The following is a 24,040-nucleotide window of genomic DNA, read 5'->3' as shown; positions in this document are numbered from 1 at the left end:
TGGATTCAATTTATTGGGTCCAGGCAACTTAAGTACGTTTCCCATAATCCGATAATTTTAATATGAAGACCCAAGGAAAAGTTTGGCTGTTCTACGACGCCGAAAATAAAACTCAATCAAAGCCAATGTCCGTTGTGCAAGCACAGGTCTTCCTGCTGTCTCTGAAAAAATCAGACCATTCCAAATATTTTATCTGGACACCCGGATGGCCGGATTGGACTTCCATTAAAGAATTCCTGACTTCCAGCCAGAACTACTTTGTCATGACCAAACCGCCGCAACCCAAGGAAACACCTTCTCAGGAAGACGACGAGAACACGGCGGTCATCGAAGTAAATGATACTGATAAAACCAAATCAGGCACCATGATCACCATGTCCGGACTGTTTACCAAGGTCAGCGCCGGAGAACCTGCCAAGAAAAAATCCACCGTCGATTATGGCTACTACCACCATGACTTCAACGGTGACGATCTGGATCTTTCCAAGATCAATAAGGTGGCTCCACCTGACAAGGTGAAAATTTACGAGGAAGCCGAATCCAGCAATGAAGATTCTGACCGTCGTAAAGATACACGTCACAACTTCAAAATCGAAATCATCCTGGTTTCAAAAACAAAATCTTTCCGTACTTTCTCGAAGGACATTTCCATCAGCGGTACACAGCTGGAAAAGGAAATCCCGCGCGATTTTCTGAATGTGCCCTTTGATTTGATCATCGTGAATCCCTACGAGAAGAACACGACTCGAGGGCGTTTGCTTTTCAGAGCAAAAATAGTGGGTGACATGACCGATCCAAGACGTTTGATGTTCATCGAACAAGATGAGGATATGACTCGCAAGCTGGATTCACTACTTAAGTCCTACATCAAAGGACAAAGCAGCGAGAATAAGTAGCCTTTCCTGGTCTTTCCGAAATATTTAATAATCTTAATTAAAGATTTCTTAACAACTCACCGATCTCAATGTGAAGCACGTTGAGGTGAGTTCATGATGAATCTGCGTTCAATAGTTTTTATTGCAGTCCTATCCCTTGGTCTTGGTGCCTGTGAGCAACAAGTCGATTCTGCGAGTACAGGTCGCAGACTTTATATGACATCAGGCTCCTGCTATGTCGGCAGTGGCTTGACCAGTGAAACCCCATCCCGCACGGTCAGCGCCATTGATCTGGATACCGGTGTGGTCGATGAAGTTCTTATGGACTACAACACAGTCAACGCGACCGATCGCCCTCAAAGCGTTCTTAAATCTGATGATGGCAACCTTTTGGTTTTGGTTGAAAACGGTACGAGCTATGCCCGTCGCATCGACCTGGTCAAGATGAAGGGTGACAATCAGTTCTCCACTTACTTGGCTGACTCAACGATTCTATCTACAACCAACGTGCATGTCGTTCGCAACATGGTCCGCACTGCTGATGGTGGTTTGTTGATTTCTAAAAGTGTGGCTTCTGAAAAAGTCAGTTCCAGCAAAGGCCGCGTTACGGTTGGAGCCAATCCATTTATTAATGCACCTGCTGGTGGCTCCTGCGGAACTGCCAACAATACTTTGATTTCTGCCGTGGTTGCTTTGCCTAACTCAAAATACATTTTTGCGCATGCATCCACCAATCCAAACAACCGCGTTGTATTCATGAACAATGTGAATGGATACACCACAAATGCGGATTGTACGTCTGCCGTCAGTGCTCCAGCGACGACAACATTCCCGACCGCAATGGCTTATATTCCGTCAACGTCGACTCCGAACACCGGTTACTTGCTGGTTTCATACTCCAGCAGTACAGCCGCTCAGGACTATATATACGCTTATGACGTGAATGAAACTTCCGGCACGATTTCGGGTGCCACCAAAGCTTACGAAAACACATCTGTTGCAAGAGGAATGTCCGCTATGACATACGACTCTCAAGCGGGTGCGGTATACGTCGCAAATGGTTCAACAGCACTTGCCAACAGTATCGAAAAATTCACATTCGATCCCACTACAAAGACACTGACTCGCTCTGGAAGCGTGCCTTTCTCTGGAACCAGTCTTTATACAAAATGTATTTCAGGGATGACGGTGGCCGACTAAGGCTGCCGCTCAAAGACCTCGATCAAATTCATATACTTTTTTAAAGCTTGCACGTAGGCGTTCTGTTCCGGACGTGCAGTTTTATCGATTATCGCCCGACTGCGACCAAAATAAATATATGGAAGATAATCCGCGTATCTGTCAGGAGTAATATGCTCCAGACGATAGATCCTAATACGATTCTTCAATTGGCCCAACGCCTCGATCAAGTAACCCATTGTCGCGATGGCTGCGTTCTCAGGAATATCCAAATTTTCTGGTGTGATACCAAATCTCTCTGATACTTGTGTCGGCAGAAATTTAATCTGCGTCAACCCGCGACTGTTCGGAGACACGCTGGAGCCGGTTGCAACTGCTTTGGTGACTTTGGCCGCTTTAACCAACCATGGCATTGATTCTTTAATTTTATACCTGGAACTTTCACCGAACAGGGATTCTCTTCCCAATATCCCGACAGATATCTGAGCCAGTAAAGTATACTCAGCGCCACTGATTTTATATATCTTCTGCAGCTCAGGTTTATTGACTGCCAGGGCTTGAATAAAGCGACGTACTTTGATCGTATCCACGATCTCAGCGGTGGGAATCAGCATGATCTGACAGTCATCACACACTGATTCCTGCCATTTCCAGGGTTGAAATTCCTGATCTTGAAGAAGTGAGATTTCCATTTGTGAAGGTTGATTTTCAGTCTGGGAATAGGCATGCCCGCTGTCTAACAAAGCGACAACGACAATTAGTGCTATCCTAATTGAAAGCCAAATATGCCTAATTTTCATCTCGTACTCCCACCGTCATTCAATGCAATATGCCCGCCTAAGTTTTATTAAGACAAAACTTGTTGATCCACCAATTTCACTGGGGGATGCTAAGGACTTCCGGAGGTCCTATGGGATTGATTGATCTATCCATTCGCCGGCCCGTTTTTGCCTGGGTCATCATGTTTGCTCTCATCGTGTTCGGTGCCATCTGTATGAACCGCATGGGAATCAGTCAACTGCCCGATGTCGACTTCCCGGTAGTCAGCGTTTCTGTGACTTATGAAGGTGCCGCACCGGAAATCGTCGAAGCCGAGCTTGTCGACCCTATCGAAGAACGTCTCCTTGCCATTGAAGGCATCAAAGAGATGCGTTCATCCGCGCGCCAAGGCACGGGTGTTGTCACATTGGAATTCGATATCAATCGCAATGTGGATGTCGTTCTGCAAGAGGTGCAAACTGCACTTTCCCAACTAAGACTTCCTCAAGGCGTCGACCCTGCTGTCGTCAGAAAGCAAAATCCCGAAGAAGATCCAATCATGATCGTCTCCGTTTATGGTGACGCGACCTTAAAGGACATGCTGAATTGGACCAACAACTACCTTCTGGATCAATTGCGTTTTCTTCCGGGCATTGGTGAGGTCAGCATCGGCGGATTCAGCGTTAGAAATCTGCGTATCTGGTTGGACATCCGAAAGCTTGAACAAAACTATTTGACCGTGAATGACGTGGTCGCGGCCTTAGCCAGTCAGCATATCGAAAGTGCCGCTGGTCAATTCACTGAGAAAGACCGCGAACTGCGCGTTCGTTGGCTGGGCGAAGCCACTAACGTCAAGGAAGTCGGCGACATTCAGATTCTAAATCGTGGCGGTCAGCGTATTCAGGAAAAAGCCATCTACATTCGCGACGTAGCCCGAGTCGAGGATGGTTTGTCAGATATTCGTCGTATTGCACGTTTTGATGGACGTCAGGCCGTCGCAATGCAAATTCGCAAACAACGCGGCACCAATGAAGTTGAAGTTGCGAACGCAGTCTTGGCTAAACTTGCAGAAATCAAAGACAGTTTTCCAAAGGGCTACGATTATCGCATTAACGTCGATTATACCCGCTCCACCGAAGCCACTGTTCACCTGACACTTGAAAAATTGTGGGTCGCAGCCCTAATCACCATTGTGATTTGCTTCCTGTTCCTGGGCAGCATTCCAGCTGCGATTAATATTCTGTTCTCGATTCCGACCTCGATTGTCGGGACTTTTACGATTCTATATTTCTCTGGCTTCACTTTAAATCTGTTCACTTTGCTTGCGTTGACTCTTTCGATTTCCATCGTCGTCGATGATGCCATCATGCTTTTGGAAAACATCATCCGACACTACCGCATGGGCAAAAGCTCAGCCAAAGCGGCCTCTGACGGTTCTAAAGAAGTTCTGCCCGCAGCCATCGCAGCAACACTTGCCGTGGTTGCCGTATTCCTGCCTGTCGTTTTCATGGACGGCATTATTGGAAAATTCTTTTTCCAATTCGGGGTCACGATGTGTGCCGCCGTACTTCTTTCACTTTTGGAAGCAGTCACGATCACCCCGATGCGCGCGGCCGCTTTCCTAAGTAGCGAGCCGAAAGTTACCAAGTTCGAGCACAAACTGGATGTGATCTTTGAAAACTTCGCCCACTTTTATCAGAAAATTCTACAGAAGACCTTAAAGTGGAAGTACCCGATTGTACTGGTTTCGCTGGTACTCTTTGCGATCTCGTTGGTTTTGATTTCCCACGTTCGCCAGGAATTCGTTCCAGCCCAAGATCAAAACTTTATTATCATCAACGGTCAGGCAGCGCCAGGAACCTCCCTTGAGGCAACAGATAAAATCGCCAGACAGGTTGAAGAGATCCTTCACAAGAATCCGGCCGTTCAAGGATTTGTCACTTCCATCGGTGGCGGCGGTGGCTCTGCGAACGTAAATCAATTCTTTATGCCCGTTACTCTTAAGCCCCGTAAAGAGCGCTCCGTCGGTCACGTTCAGGTGATGAATGAACTTCGTGGCCAGTTTAAGGCAATCAAGGGTGTGCGTATATCCATGCGGGATGTTTCTGCCCGAAATCTGTCGTCAGGACGTCAGAATCCCTTGGCGATCAATTTGCGCGGCTCTGATCTAGAAGTGCTTCAGAAAAAGTCCGAAGAGCTAATGGAGCGCTTGTCGGCTGAGAAGCTGGCTGTGGATTTGGACAGTGACTTCCGCTCGGGAATTCCTGAACTGATCCTGACTCCGAATCGTAAGGCTATGGCGGATCGCGGAGTTTCAATCGAAACCGTTGGTCAACTTTTACAAGCTGGTATCGGTGGACTTCGTCAGGGTCGCTACACTGCCGATGGCCGCCGTTATGACGTGCGCTTCAAAATTCAGGAAAACCAGATCCAAAAGCCTGAAGACTTTAGAAAGCTCTATGTTCGCAACAACTTCGGAAATCTGATTCCGATGTCACAACTGGTGAACATCAAGGAATCAGGCGCTATTCAAAGTATCAGCCGTGTGAATCGCCAAAGAGCCATCTCGGTTTTTGGTAACTTGTATCCTGGACAATCTCAGGCGGCCGTTCTGCAACGTACTGCTGCCATTGCCAAAGAGATTCTGCCGCAGGGTTACTCTTATGCCCTGGAAGGTGCTTCGGCAGGTTTCGCGCAGTCATTCCAAAGTCTCTACTCCGCTCTTGCGATCGGTATTTTAGTGGCGTACCTGATCCTGGCGGTGCAGTTTAACTCCTTCATCCATCCGATCTCGGTATTGGTGGCTTTGCCATTCAGCGTGAGCGGAGCTTTGATTGCTTTGTGGATGTTTGATGTATCCTTGAATCTGTTCAGCTTTATCGGTTTGATTGTATTGATGGGTATCGCGAAAAAGAATTCGATCCTGCTGGTGGAGTTCACAAACCAAGTTCGCCATAAAAACAAAGAAGACCGAAAGAATGTGGTAAAAGCCTTGGTTGAAGCCTGCCCGGTTCGCTTACGACCGATTCTAATGACCTCAGTTGCAACAGTCGCTGCGGCAACGCCCTTGGTATTTGGATCTGGAATTGGCGCTGAAACCCGCCTGCCGATGGGTTTGACGATTATCGGGGGAACCATTGTTTCAACACTTTTAACCTTGTTCGTGGTTCCGGCGCTGTATCTGATGCTGTCGCCACTTGAAAGAACCAAAGAAGTCGAACTTTAAAAAGCAAAAAGCCCGGGGTGACCCGGGCTTTTTTTATTCTGCAGTTTACAGAATTACTTCGGCATTTTGATTTCATCAGTTTCGCGCTCGTTCAAACCTTTGCTATCGAAGTAGATAGAGTTTTTACGAGTTACACGATAAAGAATTTGTGACTTGTTCTTACGAGGCACGTCCACCGGGATAATTGTACGAGCCGCAGTGATGACCGCGCTGGCCATTTTCGTTTTTTTCCAATCAGACCATCCACAAGTACCAGTCCAACCGTATTCGCAAATCTCAACTGTATAATCAATGACCAGTTGTGCATTTGGATCTTCTTTACCAGGAATCATTGCAGGATCCACATCCAAGATGAAGTTTGGCTTGCCACCAACTAACGTATAAGATTCCTGACGAATCGTGTTGTTTGAAAGAGCGCGCAAGATACGATTCGTCGCTTTCAACTCAACTGTTACGTTTTGCCCTTCAACGGATTCACTAACCTTTGCGTAAGTGTTGTTACCGCTTGAATCAGCATCTACAACTTTGCCAGTTTGATCAATCTTCACAGAAATGGTGTCTTTTTCATCAGGCAACAGCATTGAACCAGATACTTTCACTGTAACTTTGAAAATTTTTGTTTCAACAATGCGACGCTTTTGAACTTCACGGGAATTTTGGAAAGGAACTTGAACCAGTTTCGTGATGTAAAGATCACAAGTTCTTTTTACTTCCTGGCAGGAGTTTGTGCCATAACCAAGCTTCGTGATGTTTTCATAACGATTGTTTTCGATAACCAACGTCGCGACACTCTTCTTGATTACGTCACGGCTTGCCGCTGTATTGATCTCACGAGTGAACTCATCCCATGATCTTGGTTTTGACTTGAAATAGCCTTTAGCCACAAGATTTTTAGCTGAAACAATTCCGATACCGGAAATCGCCGCATCAAGAGCCGCCGCTTTTCTCTCTCCGGTAGCTGAATAGAATGCATCCCATAGTTCACTCTTGCCAGCGCCCGCAGAACATTTGAAATCAGAGCAAGTTCCTGGAACCACAAATTCCTGATACTCAGAGCGGGAATCCGTGAAGTATTCAGTTTCAGTCCAAATCATTTCCTGATTTACTTTTACCTCTTGAGTTACCTCGCCCTCAGGGGCCGCACCAGTAACATAGAAAGACACAGTACCACGAGTCCACTCAAGTTGAGGCGCACCCGCTGGCGCACGATCGCCCGCCTTAAGATAAATAATGCCGGGATTGTGCGATTGAATAGCATCCAAAGAAGATACTTCTTTATGCGCGCAACCCACTACCATTGCCAATGCCAAAACACTGCCAAAAATTCTATTCATGTTTTCTCCTTGATATAACAAGGTTATGTTTTTCGGCATTAAAACGGTAGGTCGTGAAGATCAGATCTGGACTAGAAACAATACGTGCACAAAACGAAAAAAGCCGACTCATCGTCGGCCTTCTTCATTCAATTTTCATTCTTATTTTACGGGTTCAACTTTAAAAGCGTCTCAACCGTCTTCTTCAATTTATCCACATCAAACGGTTTCTTAATGTAATCATCAGCGCCCAGTTCGAAAGCCTTTTTCATGTCTTCCTCTGATGCCTTACCGGATACAAAAACCAATGGGATCTTTTTCAGATCTTTGTGTTCTTTTAACAACTGGGCTAGTTCAAAACCATTCACCCATGGAAGACCTACGTCCAGCAAAATCAAATCCACCGGATGATCATCCAAAACGGTTGAAAGTTCCGTGGCATCAGCAGCAAGCTTCGTCACGTAACCTTCGCTTTCAAGGATTCTCTTCATCGCAGAACGCATCGTCTCGTCATCTTCTATGACGAGAATGATCTTTGGATCCAATTTCTTTTTTGCTTCACGAAATTGATCCAAATCAACCACATCCTGGCTTGCAATACGAGCCTTTGTGATCTTCTCAATCTTATTAACCAAATCCTTGGTATTAATGCGTTTATCCTTCATAGATTCCTCAAAAATTAATGATGCGCTTGAGCTTCCAACCAACGTTCAGCATCGATAGCCGCCATACAGCCCGTACCTGCAGCAGTGATCGCCTGGCGATACACATGATCTTGCACGTCTCCGGCTGCAAAGACACCAGGAATATTTGTATAGGTCGTGTTTGGTTGTGTAACCAAGTAGCCTGTTTCATTCATATCCAGGATACCTTTGAACAAATCCGTCGTCGGTTTGTGACCGATAGCAATGAAAAGTCCAGTTACGTTCATTTCCTGAACTTCACCTGTTTTAAGGTTTTTTACTTTGGCACCGGTCATGGATTTGCCGTCACCCAAAACTTCTGTAACTTCAGAATCCCAGATCACCTGGATCTTCGGATGCTTCATGGTTCTTTCAGCCATGATTTTAGAAGCACGGAAATGATCTCGTCTGTGTACCACGTAAACTTTTGTGGCAAAACGAGTCAGGAACTGTGCCTCTTCCATTGCTGTATCACCGCCGCCAACAACGATGATTTCCTGATTGCGGAAAAATGCACCGTCACAAGTTGCACAAGCAGACACACCACGGTTCATGTAAGTTTTTTCAGATGGCAATCCCAAGTACTTCGCACTGGCACCAGTGGAAATGATGATCGATTTTGCCAAATGTAGTTTTTCACCAATCCAAACTTTGAATGGACGAGCCGAAAAATCCACTTTGGTCACGTTGCGAGTGATAAAGCGCGTACCGAAACGTTCCGCTTGTTTTCTCATAACAGAAATCAAATCCGGACCTGTGATGCCGTGATCAAAACCAGGATAGTTTTCAACTTCAGTCGTGATCATCAACTGACCACCAGCTTCTTCACCCTCGATCATTAGAGGTTCCAAATTTGCACGGCCAGTGTAAATAGCCGAAGTCAGACCCGCAGGTCCTGAGCCGATGATAATGACATTTTCTACTTTTTGATCTTGAGACATACTAATACCCTCTTGGAAAAGAACGCCTAAAGCGTATCACAATTAGGACCCATTTCATTACTTCTTTGCTTGTTTTGGACCGCGTCAGCTACAATAGGACATGCCTGTGATTTCTTTTAAGAAAAACCGAACTCCCATCACCGTTGAAAAGGGAGTGAACCTCATGGAAGCCCTGCTTAAAGGCGGGCTTCCCGTAGCGTCCAGCTGCTCTGGGGACGGCGTTTGCGCAAAATGCCGCATCCAGATAGTCTCTGGAGCCGAAAATCTAAGCAGTGAAAATGAAACGGAAAAATTTTTGCGAGAAACAAAGAAGGTCGCCCCTGACAACCGCGTTAGCTGTCAGGTTGAAGTCTTGGGCGACGTGACTGTGGACGCAACCTACTGGTGAGGTTTTTGTAAACGCACGAAGTTGATTTTGATACCTTCGCGCAAAAAGATCTTTTCGAAAGCCGTTTCAAAGTTTTCAGCCTTGATCGGTGAGTTGTGCAGATCACGGGTCTCAAAAAGAATGTTGTATTTTGAAAGACGAATCTCATCCATCGCCCAGTCAAAATAAACCAGGGAATCAGTTTTAAATTCGATAATTGAACCTGGTTTTTGCAGATCAAACAACAAATCCAGATTCAGCTTCTGTACGAAACGGTTCTTAGGTTTCTTCGGGGAAGTCCAAGGATCCGGGAAGTGAATGAACACGTTATCAATTTCGCCCGGCTCAAAAATATCTGTCAGATTGAAAGCATGAAAACGCGCCACCGCTGCATTTTTGCAACCGGCTTTGTCTGCCCTGCGAATCGTTTGGATCAAAGGTTTGTATTTAAGTTCCAAACCGACAACTGTGCGGTTCGGATTTTTATGCGCATAGTGGGCAAAGTGAGTGCCGTTACCAGTACCAACTTCAAGATCCATGGGCACAGCCGCAGCTGTTTTAAAAACATTGGAACGCCATTTACCTTTGTTCGCCAAAACACGAATCTCATCAAACGCAATATGCGAGTACTCCCCATTCAAAGCCAACGTATAGTCCGTTTGGTGAGGAAGGTCTGCGGTAACATTAATTCTGCGTTTCGTGGAAATTGGAGATTCTGTCATGCCCCACTAGTTAGACTCTGGAACCTCAGCGGTCAAGCTTTTCACCGTGAAGGGGCTACGGCTCTGATATGGCTGCAAACGAATCGGGCAATCAGGCATATCACACTCAGGGCAGTAGGATTTTTTACAAGGGTCCAAATGGAAAGCGAGCTCTCCATCAAAAACGTAGTCCTTAACCACGGACTTTTCGAACTCCAGCGTCTCCCCGTGAGCCTTACTGATGTCCCAGTATTCAGGCACCACCAGATGGGCATCCACGTGATGAAATCGGCCGTTTCGCATAATGCGCAATTGATGAATGTTGATGATTCCAGGCTGGCGATTTTTCTCTAAAGCCTCACACAAATCCTGCAAGGAGGACTCGCTGATTTCATCCATCAAGCCACCCATGGACTCGCGAACGATATTGTATCCCGACCAAGCCAGGTGCAAACCAATCAAAATGGCGATCACCGGGTCAATCCACTGAATATCCGTCAGTAAAACCAAGCCCAATCCAACGATCACACCTGCCGTCGTGATCACGTCAGACAGCACGTGCACACCACTGGCTTTGAGGGCGTCAGACTGATGGGTCGAGCCCACATGCTTCAAATACAATCCCAGCAACAAGTTCAGCAATGCCGCCACAGAAACTATGGCCATACCGATTTCCAACTTTTGCGGTGGAGCCGGGAATATCAGGGACTTTACAGATTCATAAATAATCAGAATCGAAGCAGAGAGCACCAATCCACCTTCAAAAGTGGCGGAAAAATACTCGGCCTTTCCATGCCCGTAGGGATGTTCCCGGTCCGCTGGTTGCGCGGAGATACGGATCACATACAATGCCACCAGGGAGGCAACCACATTCACGATGCTTTCCAATGCATCTGACAGTACCGCCGCAGATCCCGTCATACGGTAAGCCGCAACTTTCAGGGAAAAAATCGCAATACTTGCCAGTGCGGAAATCCACGCTGCGCGATTGCGAATCTTGTCTGATACTGTAATAGATTGAGTCACCATAAGAGGGTTTTCGTAAATCCCCTCTCTTGAGTCAACGATTTAATATTTTGGCAAAATTAGCTGGCTGTTTTTTTACGATTCTGCGCTGGAGGCAGAATTTCGACAACTTTGTTTTCTTCGGGATGATAGTGGCAAACTTGATTGCGTCCGCGGCGTTTTGCATCGTAAAGAGCATGATCGGCGCGACGAACCAGCTCCTTGGCACTGATGCTTTCCCCTGGAACTGTGATTGCAAATCCCAAAGAGGCCGTCAGTTTGATGGAGTCTTCACCCGTTTTAAATGTCGTTTTCTCGATATTTTCACGCAGGCGTTCGCAGAAATGCATCGCACCTTCGTGATTTGTCTCGGTCAATACCACAAGGAATTCGTCACCACCGTAGCGCGCCGGAATATCAATGTTCCGAGTGCAGGCACGGATGATTTTCCCCACTTCCGAAAGCACGAAACTTCCGAACAAATGGTCATGTCCGTCATTCACGGTTTTGAAATAGTCCATGTCCATCATCACCACGCAAACATCACGACCAAAGCGCTTCGCACGCTCCATCTCGAAATCAAGGCGCTGGTACAAGGAACGCATGTTGTACAGACTGGTCAAATCGTCCGTATCCACCATTTCTTTTAGTTTTTCATTCGCAAAAAGCAATTGTTCATGAAGATCACGGATACGAAGTTGCGAGCGGATTCGCGCCAGCAATTCAAGAGGTACAAATGGCTTTACGATATAGTCATCAGCACCTGAATCCAGGGCCTCAATGATCGCTTCGGTATGAGAGTTCTCAGAGACGAAAACGCAGGAAACATGCGACAAACGTTCGCGGATCGTGCGTAGAACACGAAGGCCCGCCATCGACTGCGCCATCCAATCCAAAATGACCACATGAGGGATCCACGACTCGATCAGCTTGTGAGCTTCACTTTCAGTCGTGACACCACGGGCATCGTAGCCCTCCCAACGGAGAGGCTCCAGCAAGATTTCCAAGCTGTCTGGATCGTCGTCGATTACTAGAATACGGCGACTTTTAGGATTTTTGTTACCAGTTTCAAAACCACTCATCTACACACCAGTATAACTTTGACGTTCTCTTCGGTTTAGTTCTGGCTCTAGTTGAGTCCAAAATTCAGTCTTATGTACTGGGTTAAATTTGCCCCGTTCCACTGGGCTTTCGTGGGGTCGCCTGGGGTGGGAAAGGGAGTGCGATTTTCTTCGGACAGTCCTCGCTCGACTTTACTCAGGGTTTTCAGGACTGACTTTTGGCTCGCTGCGGAACTTGAAACTCGCACTCCCTTTCCCACCCCAGACTCCACGAAGCATTGGGAGGGGATGTTACCTGGTTATTAGACTCAATTGGATTCAAATGGGGCTAAAAATTTGAAGAGAAATGCGGTTGGAGATGCCCGAGGTTTTTTCGGGGATTTTGTGGGACGTCGGGGTATCGGTCAGGGAGCTGGTTTCCGGTTGAATTGTTGAGGGTTTTTCGATAGTTATGTTGGATCTGAACGGGTTCTTTTTTGGGGTGTTTTTTTATGAGTTTGAATTTTACTGAGATTGAGAAGAAATGGCAGAAAAAGTGGGCGGATGCGGAGGCCTTTAAAGCCGAGGCGACTTCCTCAAAACCGAAATACTATGCATTGGATATGTTCCCTTATCCATCTGGTTCTGGTTTGCATATCGGGCACATGGCTTCTTACACTCCGGGCGACATCGTTTCCCGTTATAAACGCTCCAAAGGCTTCAACGTTCTTCACCCGATGGGTTACGATGCGTTTGGTTTGCCGGCAGAGCAATACGCAATTCAAACTGGCATTCACCCTGCTATCACGACTGAAAAAGCTATCGAAAGCTTCCGCAAGACTCTTCAGTCTTTTGGTTTCAGCTTTGACTGGAGCCGCGAAATCTCCACGGCAGAACCAAAATACTACAAGTGGACACAATTCATTTTCCTGAAACTTTATGAGCGTGGCTTGGCTTATCAAAAAGAAGTTCCTGTGAACTGGTGCCCGGAGCTTAAAACAGTTTTGGCAAATGACGAGGTCATCGACGGTAAATCCGAGCGTGGCGGTCATCCGGTGATCCGCGTTCCAATGAAACAGTGGATGCTTAAGATCACAGACTACGCTGAACGTCTATTGAATGACCTGGATAAAGTTGACTGGCCTGAACGCACTAAAGAAGCACAACGCAACTGGATTGGAAAATCCGAAGGTGCGCGCGTAACTTTCAAAGTAAAAGACGAAACAGACATCTCCTTTGAAGTCTTCACGACCCGCCCCGACACATTGTTTGGTGTGACTTTTATGGTCATGGCACCAGAACATCCGCTGGTTAAAAGAATCACGACTCAACCTCAGGCTTCTTCGGTTGAGGACTATGTCCTTGCAACTTCTCGCAAGTCTGAAGTTGAGCGCAAAGCCACGACAGAAAAAACGGGCGTATTCACTGGGGCCCACGCCATCAACCCAATCAATGGCGAAAAAATTGAGATCTGGATCGCCGACTACGTTCTTACAGATTACGGAACAGGCGCCATCATGGCAGTTCCTGGTCACGATGCCCGCGATCATGAGTTCGCAACCAAATTCCATCTTCCTATTGTTCGCGTACTGGAAGGCGGCGATACTTTGCCGTTCGAAGGCGAAGGCAAACTTGTAAATTCTGGTTTCCTAAATGGCCTTACCAAGTCTGAGGCGATCAGCAAAATGATTGCACACCTTGAAAACGGCAAAATGGGCACGCGCGAAGTTCAGTACAAACTGCGCGACTGGTTGTTCTCCCGTCAGCGTTACTGGGGTGAGCCATTCCCGATCGTAAATCTTGAAGGCGGGAAACAAATGGGAGTTCCATACAACGAACTTCCAGTGGTGCTTCCTGAAGTCGCAGACTATGAACCATCTGAAACTGGTGAGGCTCCCCTTGCCAAAATTCAGGAATGGGTCACTTACAAAGGCAAAAACGGCGAGACCGGTCGTCGCGAAACAGACACGATGCCAGGAGCCGCAGGTTCTTCTTGGTACTTCCTGCGTTACATTGATCCTAACAATGACGTGGCACCATTCGATGCGAAAGCTGAAAAATACTGGATGCCAGTGGATCTTTACGTAGGTGGACCTGAGCACACTGTGGGTCACTTATTGTATTCACGTTTTTGGATGAAGGTTCTATTCGACTGTGGCTTGGTCACGCACGATGAGCCGTTCAAAAAGCTGGCTCACCAAGGTATGATCCTGGGACCAGACAACCAAAAAATGTCAAAATCCCGCGGAAACGTGATTTCACCGGAAGACGTGGCGAAGACCCACGGAGCTGACTCGCTTAGAACGTTTATCAGCTTCATGGGACCTTTGAACGCCGACAAACCTTGGTCTCCAACAGGGATCGACGGAGTTAAGCGCTTCTTGGATCGCGTAAGCCGCCTGGTTGTTTCTGACGACGGCAATTATGTTGCGACCAAAGAAGCTTTGCCGCCAGCAATCGAGAAATTACTTCATAAAACAATCAAAAAGGTCACTGACGACATTGAATCCATGAGCTTTAACACAGCGATTGCGGCGATGATGATCCTGGTAAATGACCTTTACAAAGAAAACTGCCGCTCTGAACTGGCTCTAAAACCGCTAGCTCAGATCCTGGCGCCTTTTGCTCCGCATTTGGCTGAAGAATTGTGGGAAAAAATGGGTGGCCAAGGACTTTGCTCTTTGGCTCCGTGGCCAAGTTATGATAGTAACCTTTGCGCTGATGACACTGTGACAATCGGCGTGCAGGTAAATGGCAAAATGCGCGGCACGATCGAAATTGGAGTTGCTGCTTCTGAAGTGGAAGCACTGACTGCGGCGAAAGCCGTGCCTGGTGTTAATTCTGCACTTTCCGGCAAAGATCCTGATAAAGTGATCTACAAAGCTGGGAAGATTTTGAATCTTATTATCAAAGCATAGGGCCGAAATGGTTGGCCCTGGCTAAACAAGGTGAGGGCCAACGGAAATGTCAAATTGGAGTCCTGAAAAAAGCGCGGCGCTTTACGGTATCAACAACTGGGGCAACGGTTATTTCAGAATTAACTCAACGGGAACTATTTCAGTTACTCCGATGGGTGCAAGCGGTCCTGCTGTGGACCTTCACGAATTGACTCAAGATCTTTTGGACCGCGGTATCCGCGTTCCTATCATGATCAGATTTCCAGACATCATCAAATCTCGCGTTGAGCTTTTGAACGGCTGCTTTAAAAAAGCTTTTGCTGATCATGGTTACAAAGGTAACTACAACGGCGTCTACCCGATCAAAGTGAATCAACAACGTCACTTGGTTCAAGAATTGGTAAAATACGGCAAAGACTACAGCATGGGTCTTGAGTGCGGTTCCAAACCAGAACTTCTGGTGGTTCTTGCACTGATGAACACAGAAAACGCGCTGATCATCTGCAATGGCTTCAAAGATGCTGAGTACATCGAGACAGCTATTCTTTCTCAAAAACTAGGTCGCAACACCATCATCGTTGTCGACCGTAAAGAAGAACTAAAAATGATCGTGGACGTGGCGAAGAAATTCAACACTCGTCCAAAAATCGGTTTCCGCGCCAAATTGAACACTCAAGGTGCCGGTAAATGGGTTGACTCGTCTGGTGCGCGCTCTAAGTTCGGTTTGACTGCAACTGAGATCGTGGACGGCGTAGAATACTTGAAAGCTGAAGGCATGCTAGAGTGCTTGGAACTGATGCATTACCATATCGGCTCCCAAGTTCCAGCGATCCAATCGATCAAGTCTTCCCTTAAAGAAGGCGCGCGTTTCTATACAGAGCTTTATAAAATGGGCGCAACTGGCCTAAAATTCCTGGATGTTGGCGGCGGTCTTGGTATTGACTACGACGGTTCCGGCCACTCTGACAGCTCTGTAAACTACTCTGAGCAAGAATACGCCAACGACATCGTTTCCGTTGTGCAAACTCTTTGCGATGAAAAATCCATCCCACATCCAAATATCGTGACCGAATCTGGCCGCTTCCTGGTAGCCCATCACTCCGTCTTGGTATTTAACGTTATGGGTGTGAATGATCTTCACCGCCATGAACCACCTCGTCCTGCGACTAAATCTGATCCATCGATCATGCAAGACATGCAGTACATCTTTGAAAAAGTGAACAAAGACAATATCAACGAGTGCTTCAATGACCTTGAGCAATCCAAGAATGAAACTTTGCAGCTTTTCACTTACGGCGTTCTTTCACTGGAACAACGTGCGTGGTGTGAATCCATGTACTTCACTATCGCGACTAAGATGGTGAAACTGGCAAAAACAGTTCCTGACACAGAAGACATCATCGCGGCACTTAAAAAAGAATTGTGCGATACCTACTATTCAAACTTCTCATTGTTCCAATCCCTTCCGGATTCCTGGGCCGTGGGTCAGTTGTTCCCGGTATTGCCAATCCATCGCTTAGGCGAAGAACCAGTGCGCGAAGCAACTTTGGCGGATTTGACTTGTGACTCTGACGGTGTGATTGAAAAATTCATCGATACTGAATCTGGCGAGCCTGCAGAAACTATCCGTCTGCACAAATTCACTGATGGCGAACAATACTACCTGGGTGTGTTCCTGACTGGCGCATACCAAGAGATCCTGGGCGACCTTCATAACTTGTTCGGCGATACTGATGCGGTTCATATTTCCCTAAACGGCGTGGGCTATACAATTGACCACTACGTTCCGGGTGACACTGTGACTGAGGTATTGTCCTACGTTCAGTACGGCCGCTCTGAAATGGTCGACAGCGTTCGTCAAGCAACGGAAGAATCCATCCAAAAAGGTTCGATCACGAAGCAGGAAGCAAAACTTCTGATCAAACACTACGAAGAAGGCCTTTCCGGTTACACTTACTTAGAAGAAGCTGAATAAGCTGAAAAATAAAAAGCCGATTCATCAACTGAATCGGCTTTTTTTATATCTCTCTGCTCAACTAGACTTATTAAATTCTTTTTGCCTATACATAAGCAATTCGCGCAGTCCTGCCGGCAATTCCCTCCCTAGAGCCAGTCATCCCACAGGACCATATACCAATTCGCCATCCTGTTTGATTTCACCTTTTGACCGTTAAAGCCCCGATTGAAAAGCTTTTAAAAGACAAACATCTGTGGGGCGCACTCTCTATGAAATTTCTATTTTCATCCTTGGTTATTCTTTTAAGTTCAATTACCGGATCAGCGCATGCTGAACCCACACCCGGCCCCGTTGTTGATCCAACATCAATCTGCAATGGTGAAGTTTGCTCTGAGCCGATGATAAATATCGTCGACGGTTTTCGCGATGGCCAAGGTGGCTTTGCTGACGAATCCCTGACTGGCTATTCCGGGAAATGCTTTCACCTAAGCCCCCACTACAACGCCGACAAAGCCCATCACGGTGGCTTCATTTTCGACAAATCCCAAGCACCCGTTGGAATTGCCGGCAGATTTAATTTCTTCTACGAGGAAGACCCCTACTCAGGAATGACTGCTCAGGAAATGAAAGACGGCTTTGTTCAATCCGGTGGCAATCTTAGCCCGGGAATGGAAACTGCAAACGACGTGCAGCTGGCCCACATCTATGATGAAATCGACATTCGTTACTGGTATCGCAGCGATACGACCAAAAGAAATTTATTCGTCATTGGCAGTACGTCAGACAAAAGCGGCAACGTTGCTGCTGCTGTCTTTTGCAAAATGAATCGTCACTAATCAATCGTCTAAAACCATCGTCTTATTTCAGCCCGACTTGGATCAATGTCGGGCGTGTTTTCTGAAATATTCCGAAGTCCCCATGAGGGACTTCCCTGGAAAGTATGTCATCCTGAACTCATCAAGGCGAGGAGTTTAAGATGCAAAGTTCAAACTACCATCCCCAACGACGTCGTGATTCAGAAAATCGATCCATTCAAAGAGAGCGAAGAGTACTGGAATTCTCTCCCGAAGACAGAGCTCGGAGAGAGGAAATCCTGCAGAATCGCGCCGAAGCCAGACACCGATTCGAAAAGAAAGCCCGCAACGAAAGGGAGTACCATCGCCGGGATACTCGCGAGGACGAAACACAATCGCGGTTCTATGACTACGATGAAAATCGCAGACATGAACGGTATGCCTCTCCGGATTTCAATTCAGGCTATGGGCACGATGCCAACCGCCCGCTCCCCCGGGACTTCGTCGCAAGTTCAAATTACGAAGAAGAACTGCGAATACATGACATGGCGGAAAAGGATTGGTCGGATCATGATTTCCATCCGGCGCAAAAAGACTATCATCGCAACGATTCCAGAATTCAGGATGAGTTGGCCCATGTCATTGCCCGACACAGGGGAATTGACGGTCGGGATATCGAAGTTGAAGTGATTGACGGGATTGTCACTCTGTCGGGATTTGTTCCGGAAAGACGAATGCGGTATCTTGCCGAGGACATCTCCATCAATTGCTTTGGCGTGATTGACGTAAATAATAACTTAAAGGTTCACAGAAATTCGGATGCCGAAGCCCGCTTCGGCGGAAGAAGAACATTTGGACGTCGCCCGTAATTGCGGCTCGAAGACCAAATGAAAAAGGGCAACTTTCGTTGCCCTTTTTTTGAATTACATTTTTGCGTCGAAGGCGTCTCGAACTGCCTTACCGATATTATTCAGTAGAGTCAGAGTTACAACCATTGCAACCAATGGTCCCCATACCAACCAACCCGCGATGGTTGCCCACTTCTGAGCTTGAGCCATCATCTCACCCCATGATGGAGTTGGCGGAACAAGTCCCAGACCCAAATAGTCCAACATGGAAAGTGCATACACGTTTGCAGAGATTGCGAACGGAGCAAATGTGATAATCGGAGTCAGGGCATTCGGCAGGATATGACCTGCGATAATGCGCGAGTGAGTGGCACCAATGGCCTTCGCTGCTTCCACGTATTCACGTTTACGCAATGAAAGGAACTGGGCACGCATGTAAGCTGCAATCCCTGTCCAACCCAAAATCGCACTCAATGCTGCCAGCAACACGATATTTGGAGTGAAGATGGAGATGATTGTGATCAATACAAATAGATATGGTACAGATTCAACAACCTCAACCACACGTTGACCAACCAAGTCCACGCGACCACCCATGTAACCCATCACAGAACCAATTGTGATACCAATGGCATAAGTGAAGAACCACGCACCGATAGCGAAGATCATTGTGTAGCGGAAACCGTAAAGAAGACGAGTCGTTACGTCACGACCACTTTCATCAGTACCCAACCAGTTTTGTTTGGTTGGAGCAGATGGATATGTTTCAACTGCTTTATTGCTTTCGTAGGGATCCCATTGGATCACCGGCCATACTGACCAGTCGCCCTCTTTCATTTCCAAAGAACGATAGTCCATCACGTAAATATCGGTGCGACCCAATTCAGACGGATGGTAGTCTTTGAACAACGGGAAATAAGTTTGACCGTTGTAGTGCAGGATATGCGGACGATTGTTCGCCCATAGCTCTGCAGTGAAACTGAAGAAGAACATTGCAAGTAAAACCCAAACGGAGATAACGGCAATGCGATCGCGCTTAAAGCGTTTATAACGTTTAAGCGTTAGCTCATTCTTAATAAGGTGTTTTTCAATTGGATCTATCATTTGAAATCAATCCTTGGGTCGATAAGCACGTAGATAACGTCGCTCAAGATACGACCAACCATCATCAACATCGCAGAAATAAACGTAATACCCATGATAACATTGTAGTCACGAGCCAATACCGATTGGTAACCAAGCAAACCCATACCATCAAGGTTGAACATCTGCTCAATAATCAATGAACCAGCAAGGAACACACCCAGGAAACCACCCAAACCAGTAGCGATTGGGATCAAAGCGTTTCTAAGAGCATGTTTGTAAACCACAACCTTCTCAGCAAGACCTTTCGCACGAGCTGTACGAACGAAATCAGACTTGATGATATCCAACATGGAGTTTCTCATAAGCGTGGAAAGCTCTGTGAAACCACCGATTGTATAACAGATCAAAGGAAGGATCATGTGATGCGCGCGATCCAGGAAACGACCCCATGAAGACATGGATTCGTAATCGTCGGATTGCAATCCACCCAGCGGGAACCAATTTGTTCTCCCGGCGAAATAGATCAACGCAATACCCAGGATCAATGGCGGAATAGCGTAGGTAAAGTTCAACAACAACGTCGTTGCTTTATCGAAGCCCTCGCCTGCCTTGATGGCTTTGCGAACCCCTAGAGGGATACAGACCATGTAAGTGATAAATAGAGTGAACAAACCAAAGGTCAAAGAAACCGGCAGTTTGCTTTTAATGACATCAATAACCGGCTCTTGATAGGTGAAGCTTTCACCGAAATCCAGGCGCGAGATATTTTTTAGCCAAATAACATAACGAACGTGCATTGGCTTATCGAAACCATATTGTTTCTTCAAAGCCTCAATAACTTCCTCGTTTACAGCCGTGTCGCCACGGCCGCCAACGCTGGATGCTCCGCCGCCGCCCCCAGCAGCACCCGCACCAAAGCGGATGGCTTGAAGCTTTTGTTCAATAGGGCTCCCTGGAGCCAAATTGATGAGCACAAAAGTTACAATCGTGATCCCGAAAAAAGTCGGGATCATTAGCATTAATCGACGGATCAGGTATACGAACAAGGTTCTACTCCCGAGATTTAACTATTAAGGTTTAACCCACCAGTAGTCTTTACCAACTTCGTATTTGAATGTCTCTGCAGGCATGCCCATGCGGGATGAATTTGCATAAAATTCATACTTATCGTTGAAAAGGAACGCGTAGGGAGCGTCTTCAGCGATCTTTGCGTATACTTTTTTCAGCATCGCAACACGTTTAGCTTTGTTTGGCTCAACGCGAGCATCTTCGATCAGCTTGTCAACTTCAGGATTTTTGTAAGCGATGAAGTTGGATCCGCCTGGGATCGCGCTGGAAGAATGCCAGATTTGCTTAGGATCTGGATCTACGGAGCCACCGCCCCAACCCATTGTCACAGCATCGAAGTTACCGTCATCAACCAATTTCAGGAATGAGTTCCACTCTAGGTACTTCAATTCCATGTCGATACCGGCTTTTTTCAAATCTTCGCGGTACATAGTCCAGTACTTCTCCACGTCTTTATTTGCGTAGATAAGAGAGAACTTGAATTCCATTTTTTTGCCGTTAACAGTTTTTTCAAGAACACCGTTTTTATCAGCATCAGCCCAGCCGGATTTCGTCAAAAGCTCTTGAGCTTTCTTAGGGTTGTATTCAACCACTTTGTTACCCGGATTGTACTCAGATCTGATGTACACAGCGCCGTTGGCAAGATCAGACATGCCATAGCGGAATTTTTTGTTCATTTCGTCGCGGTTCAACAAGTGAGCAAGAGCAAAACGAACATTTTTGTCCTGGAATAGCTCTTTACGTTGATTCCAACCCACGAAACCAAAGGATTTCGGAGCATCGTTCGCAACTTTATGTTTGATGATAACTTTGCCCCAAGCCGGGCCAGTCGTTTTCTTCATGAAGGATTCGATACGAAGATCGATGTAATCCAACTCACCTTTTTCAGCTCTTACCAACGTAGCGTTTTCGTCTTTGAAGAAGCGCATTGTGATAGTGTCGAAGTTGTAAGTGCCTTTGTAAGCTGGAGCAGCATTGCTGTGCCATTTATCAAACTTCTTAAGCTGGATCATTTGACCACGGTCAAATTTCATCATTTTGTATGGACCAGAGCATACTAGCTCGCGGTTCATTCTTTTTGATTTAGCTACGTCTGAGTAAATGTGTTTAGGAATGATAGTCAAACCAGCAGCAGATTCGAAATTTTTGAAGTAAGAATCTTTTGCGTAGAATTTAACAGTGTGGGGATCCACGATTTCAACTTTAGCCAAACCCTCATAATATGGACGAAGATGAGCTGCTTCATATGTTGGATTGAAGATCGCGTCGAAAGAAAATTTAACGTCTTCTGCAGTCACTGGTTTGCCGTCATGGAAAACCGCGTTTTTATTCAAATGGAATGTGAATACTTTATTGTCTTTGGAAACTTCCCATTTTTCTGCCAAACGAGCTTTCCACTCATATGTGTCAGAATCACGAGTCAACAAACCTTCACAAACATAAGCCTGAACAGCTGATGCGTATGTATCTGTGCTTGTGATTGGGTGAACTGTAGGTGGCTCACCGCCAAGATTGATAACGAAATTTCCGCCTTGTGGTGCAGATGCATTCGGTGCAGTTGCGAAAGCGGGAGCGGTCAAAGCTGAACTCAAAATGAGTAGCAGAAGAGCCTTCATATTCATTGTGTTTCCTCCAAAGAATTTCGCTGGGAATTGAATAGTTCCCAAAGTGGGCTTAAAATGGGTTATGCGCCAAAAATAATCAAGTTATTGCTCGATTGACACGTTGTTTAAATGCTATAGATTCTAGCGCATTTTCAAGGAGATAAGCAATGTCTGAAAAGACAGAAAAAACTGCACCAAAATTTGATCCAACGACAACCATCTCTGCAGAATTTGGGATCTTCGGAATCCCAATGACTGAGGAAGAATCCAAAGTGGTTTTGGTCCCAGTTCCCTGGGAAGTCACGACGTCCTATGGCGAAGGAGCCTCCCGCGGCCCTCAGATCATCCGTGATGCCAGCGAACAGATCGATCTTTTCGACATCGAAGTCGGCAAAGCCTATGAAGCGGGCTATCACATGCGTGAATTGTCGGACGATTTGTTAAAAATGAACGACAAATACAAAGCCGTTGCCCAAGAATTAATCGGAATGCGCACCAGCATGAGCGATGACACAGCAAAAATGGACAAGCTGGCAGCAGATGTTAACGCTGCTTGCGAAAAAATGTCACAATGGGTTTACGATCAATGTTCGGATGTCTTGAATAAAGGCAAACTTCTGGGCATGGTCGGCGGCGACCACTCCACTCCGCTGGGTGCTATCCGCGCTGTCAGCGACAAGTTCAAAGGCGACTTTGGTGTGTTGCACATTGATGCTCACGCAGATTTGCGCGTGGCTTATCAAGGCTTCAAACAATCCCACGCCTCCATCATGTACAACGTGATGATGGACCCGAAAAAACCTAAAAAACTGGTACAGGTCGGAATCCGTGACTTCTGCGAGGAAGAGTACGACTTTTCTGAATCCCGCGAAGACATCAAAACTTTCTATGACCTTGAACTTAAGCGCCGCCTGTTGAAAGGCGAAACTTGGGAGCAGGTTTGCAAAGACATTCTGAAAGAGCTTCCGCAAAACGTTTATATTTCGTTTGATATCGATGGCCTTGATCCAGTTTATTGCCCACACACAGGAACTCCGGTTCCAGGCGGCATGACAGTGGATCAAATCTTCTTCTTGTTCCGTGAGATCCACAACTCCGGTCGCAAGCTGATCGCTTTCGACTTGAATGAAGTTTCCACGGGCGGTTTGGAACCCCATGAAGTTGAGTGGGATGGCAATGTGGGCGCGCGCATTCTTTATAAAATGTGCGGCTGGCTGGTGAAATCAAATGCTTAAAGTCTACGAATACGCCAAGTGTTCAACTTGCGTGAAGGCACTTAAGTTTTTGGACTCCAAAAAAGTCACTTACCAAAAACTTCCGATCGTCGACAAAGCTCCGTCCCAGACGGAGCTTAAGAAAATGCTGACTGCGCTGAAAGAGCGCGGTGGCTCTATCCGCAATTTGTTCAACACCTCCGGCGTGATGTACAAAGAAATGAAGATGAGCGAAAAGCTTCCGACAATGTCAGAATCCGAAGCCATCAAACTACTTTCTGAAAACGGAAAGCTTGTTAAACGCCCCTTTGTCCTGAGCGACGATGTGGCCTTGGTGGGTTTCAAAGAAGACGAGTGGAAAAAATCCTTCTAGTAATATCGGCTCCCTTTTTGAACTGCTGTGCATGACAAAAAGGGAACTGTTACCTGAGCCCACTCACAAAGAGCTGGCCCTAGATCCCTAAGCGAATTTCTTCGCAAATA

The 24,040-nt window shown here is 46.5% G+C and carries 20 protein-coding genes; 10 read left to right on the top strand and 10 right to left on the bottom strand.

Annotation, left to right across the window (positions count from 1 at the left end):
• The first annotated feature begins 62 nt into the window (after positions 1-62).
• Complete coding sequence (locus AAAA73_RS11710) at positions 63-896, top strand: PilZ domain-containing protein (protein WP_340598499.1); 834 nt, start codon at positions 63-65, stop codon at positions 894-896.
• A gap of 93 nt (positions 897-989) precedes the next feature.
• Entirely contained in the window at positions 990-2,075 is a 1,086-nt protein-coding gene (locus tag AAAA73_RS11705; RefSeq protein ID WP_340598498.1) for a hypothetical protein, read from the top strand.
• Here the strand turns inward: AAAA73_RS11705 and AAAA73_RS11700 are convergent.
• Entirely contained in the window at positions 2,072-2,746 is a 675-nt protein-coding gene (locus AAAA73_RS11700) for a hypothetical protein (RefSeq protein WP_340598497.1), read from the bottom strand. The two genes, AAAA73_RS11705 and AAAA73_RS11700, sit on opposite strands and share 4 nt — an antisense overlap.
• Positions 2,747-2,964: 218 nt before the next feature.
• Between AAAA73_RS11700 and AAAA73_RS11695 the strand changes: the two genes are divergently transcribed.
• Complete coding sequence (locus tag AAAA73_RS11695) at positions 2,965-6,039, top strand: efflux RND transporter permease subunit (protein WP_340598496.1); 3,075 nt, start codon at positions 2,965-2,967, stop codon at positions 6,037-6,039.
• A 53-nt stretch (positions 6,040-6,092) separates the two neighbouring features.
• Here the strand turns inward: AAAA73_RS11695 and AAAA73_RS11690 are convergent, their stop codons facing one another.
• The 3 genes from AAAA73_RS11690 to trxB all read right to left on the bottom strand — a co-directional run bounded on the left by AAAA73_RS11690 (position 6,093) and on the right by trxB (position 8,976).
• Positions 6,093-7,373, bottom strand: coding sequence for a hypothetical protein (locus AAAA73_RS11690; protein WP_340598495.1), 1,281 nt, complete (start codon positions 7,371-7,373; stop codon positions 6,093-6,095).
• A 146-nt stretch (positions 7,374-7,519) separates the two neighbouring features.
• Complete coding sequence (locus tag AAAA73_RS11685; RefSeq protein WP_340598494.1) at positions 7,520-8,017, bottom strand: response regulator transcription factor; 498 nt, start codon at positions 8,015-8,017, stop codon at positions 7,520-7,522.
• A gap of 14 nt (positions 8,018-8,031) precedes the next feature.
• A complete protein-coding gene (gene trxB, locus AAAA73_RS11680) occupies positions 8,032-8,976 on the bottom strand; it encodes a thioredoxin-disulfide reductase (RefSeq protein WP_340598493.1) in 945 nt (314 codons plus the stop codon).
• Between the two features lie 100 nt (positions 8,977-9,076).
• On the opposite strand from trxB, the gene AAAA73_RS11675 reads away from it, so the two are divergent.
• Positions 9,077-9,364 (top strand): 2Fe-2S iron-sulfur cluster-binding protein, encoded by a 288-nt coding sequence (locus AAAA73_RS11675; protein ID WP_340598492.1) that lies wholly within the window; start codon positions 9,077-9,079, stop codon positions 9,362-9,364.
• Here the strand turns inward: AAAA73_RS11675 and trmB are convergent.
• The 3 genes from trmB to AAAA73_RS11660 are packed head-to-tail and all read right to left on the bottom strand — an operon-like array spanning position 9,355 to position 12,131.
• Positions 9,355-10,065 carry a tRNA (guanine(46)-N(7))-methyltransferase TrmB gene (gene trmB, locus AAAA73_RS11670; protein ID WP_340598491.1) on the bottom strand — a complete coding sequence of 237 codons (711 nt, stop codon included), beginning with the start codon at positions 10,063-10,065 and terminating at the stop codon, positions 9,355-9,357. The genes AAAA73_RS11675 and trmB overlap by 10 nt on opposite strands.
• Before the next feature lie 6 nt (positions 10,066-10,071).
• On the bottom strand, positions 10,072-11,073 hold the full coding sequence (locus AAAA73_RS11665) for a cation diffusion facilitator family transporter (protein WP_340598490.1): 1,002 nt from the start codon (positions 11,071-11,073) through the stop codon (positions 10,072-10,074).
• Between the two features lie 56 nt (positions 11,074-11,129).
• Entirely contained in the window at positions 11,130-12,131 is a 1,002-nt protein-coding gene (locus AAAA73_RS11660; RefSeq protein WP_340598489.1) for a GGDEF domain-containing response regulator, read from the bottom strand.
• A gap of 470 nt (positions 12,132-12,601) precedes the next feature.
• On the opposite strand from AAAA73_RS11660, the gene leuS reads away from it, so the two are divergent.
• From leuS to AAAA73_RS11640, 4 genes are all read left to right on the top strand, one after another.
• The gene (gene leuS / locus AAAA73_RS11655; protein ID WP_340598488.1) at positions 12,602-15,007 is read left to right on the top strand and encodes a leucine--tRNA ligase; all 2,406 of its coding nucleotides are present in this window, start codon (positions 12,602-12,604) and stop codon (positions 15,005-15,007) included.
• Positions 15,008-15,053: 46 nt separating this feature from the next.
• Positions 15,054-16,961, top strand: a complete 1,908-nt coding sequence (speA, locus tag AAAA73_RS11650) for a biosynthetic arginine decarboxylase (RefSeq protein WP_340598487.1) — start codon at positions 15,054-15,056, stop codon at positions 16,959-16,961.
• 251 nt (positions 16,962-17,212) lie between these two features.
• Positions 17,213-17,779: a hypothetical protein gene (locus AAAA73_RS11645; protein ID WP_340598486.1), complete on the top strand. Its 567-nt coding sequence runs from the start codon at positions 17,213-17,215 to the stop codon at positions 17,777-17,779.
• 140 nt (positions 17,780-17,919) lie between these two features.
• Positions 17,920-18,606: a BON domain-containing protein gene (locus AAAA73_RS11640; protein ID WP_340598485.1), complete on the top strand. Its 687-nt coding sequence runs from the start codon at positions 17,920-17,922 to the stop codon at positions 18,604-18,606.
• Between the two features lie 54 nt (positions 18,607-18,660).
• Here the strand turns inward: AAAA73_RS11640 and AAAA73_RS11635 are convergent, their stop codons facing one another.
• The 3 genes from AAAA73_RS11635 to AAAA73_RS11625 all read right to left on the bottom strand — a co-directional run bounded on the left by AAAA73_RS11635 (position 18,661) and on the right by AAAA73_RS11625 (position 22,361).
• Entirely contained in the window at positions 18,661-19,689 is a 1,029-nt protein-coding gene (locus tag AAAA73_RS11635; RefSeq protein ID WP_340598484.1) for an ABC transporter permease subunit, read from the bottom strand.
• Positions 19,686-20,645 (bottom strand): ABC transporter permease subunit, encoded by a 960-nt coding sequence (locus AAAA73_RS11630; protein ID WP_340598483.1) that lies wholly within the window; start codon positions 20,643-20,645, stop codon positions 19,686-19,688. The genes AAAA73_RS11635 and AAAA73_RS11630 overlap by 4 nt, the downstream gene beginning before the upstream one ends.
• Positions 20,646-20,741: 96 nt before the next feature.
• Entirely contained in the window at positions 20,742-22,361 is a 1,620-nt protein-coding gene (locus AAAA73_RS11625) for a peptide-binding protein (protein ID WP_340598482.1), read from the bottom strand.
• A 149-nt stretch (positions 22,362-22,510) separates the two neighbouring features.
• Here AAAA73_RS11625 and AAAA73_RS11620 point away from each other — a divergent pair, with 149 nt between their 5' ends.
• Both AAAA73_RS11620 and AAAA73_RS11615 read left to right on the top strand, forming a co-directional pair.
• A complete protein-coding gene (locus AAAA73_RS11620; RefSeq protein WP_340598481.1) occupies positions 22,511-23,578 on the top strand; it encodes an agmatinase family protein in 1,068 nt (355 codons plus the stop codon).
• Positions 23,571-23,930: an arsenate reductase family protein gene (locus AAAA73_RS11615; RefSeq protein ID WP_340598480.1), complete on the top strand. Its 360-nt coding sequence runs from the start codon at positions 23,571-23,573 to the stop codon at positions 23,928-23,930. The genes AAAA73_RS11620 and AAAA73_RS11615 overlap by 8 nt, the downstream gene beginning before the upstream one ends.
• Positions 23,931-24,040: the final 110 nt, after the last annotated feature.

It is taken from the genome of Bdellovibrio sp. GT3 (genome assembly GCF_037996765.1).
Classification (GTDB): Bacteria; Bdellovibrionota; Bdellovibrionia; order Bdellovibrionales; family Bdellovibrionaceae; genus Bdellovibrio.
Note: the sequence above shows the minus strand (reverse complement) of the source record. Positions and strands in the feature narration are given on the sequence as shown.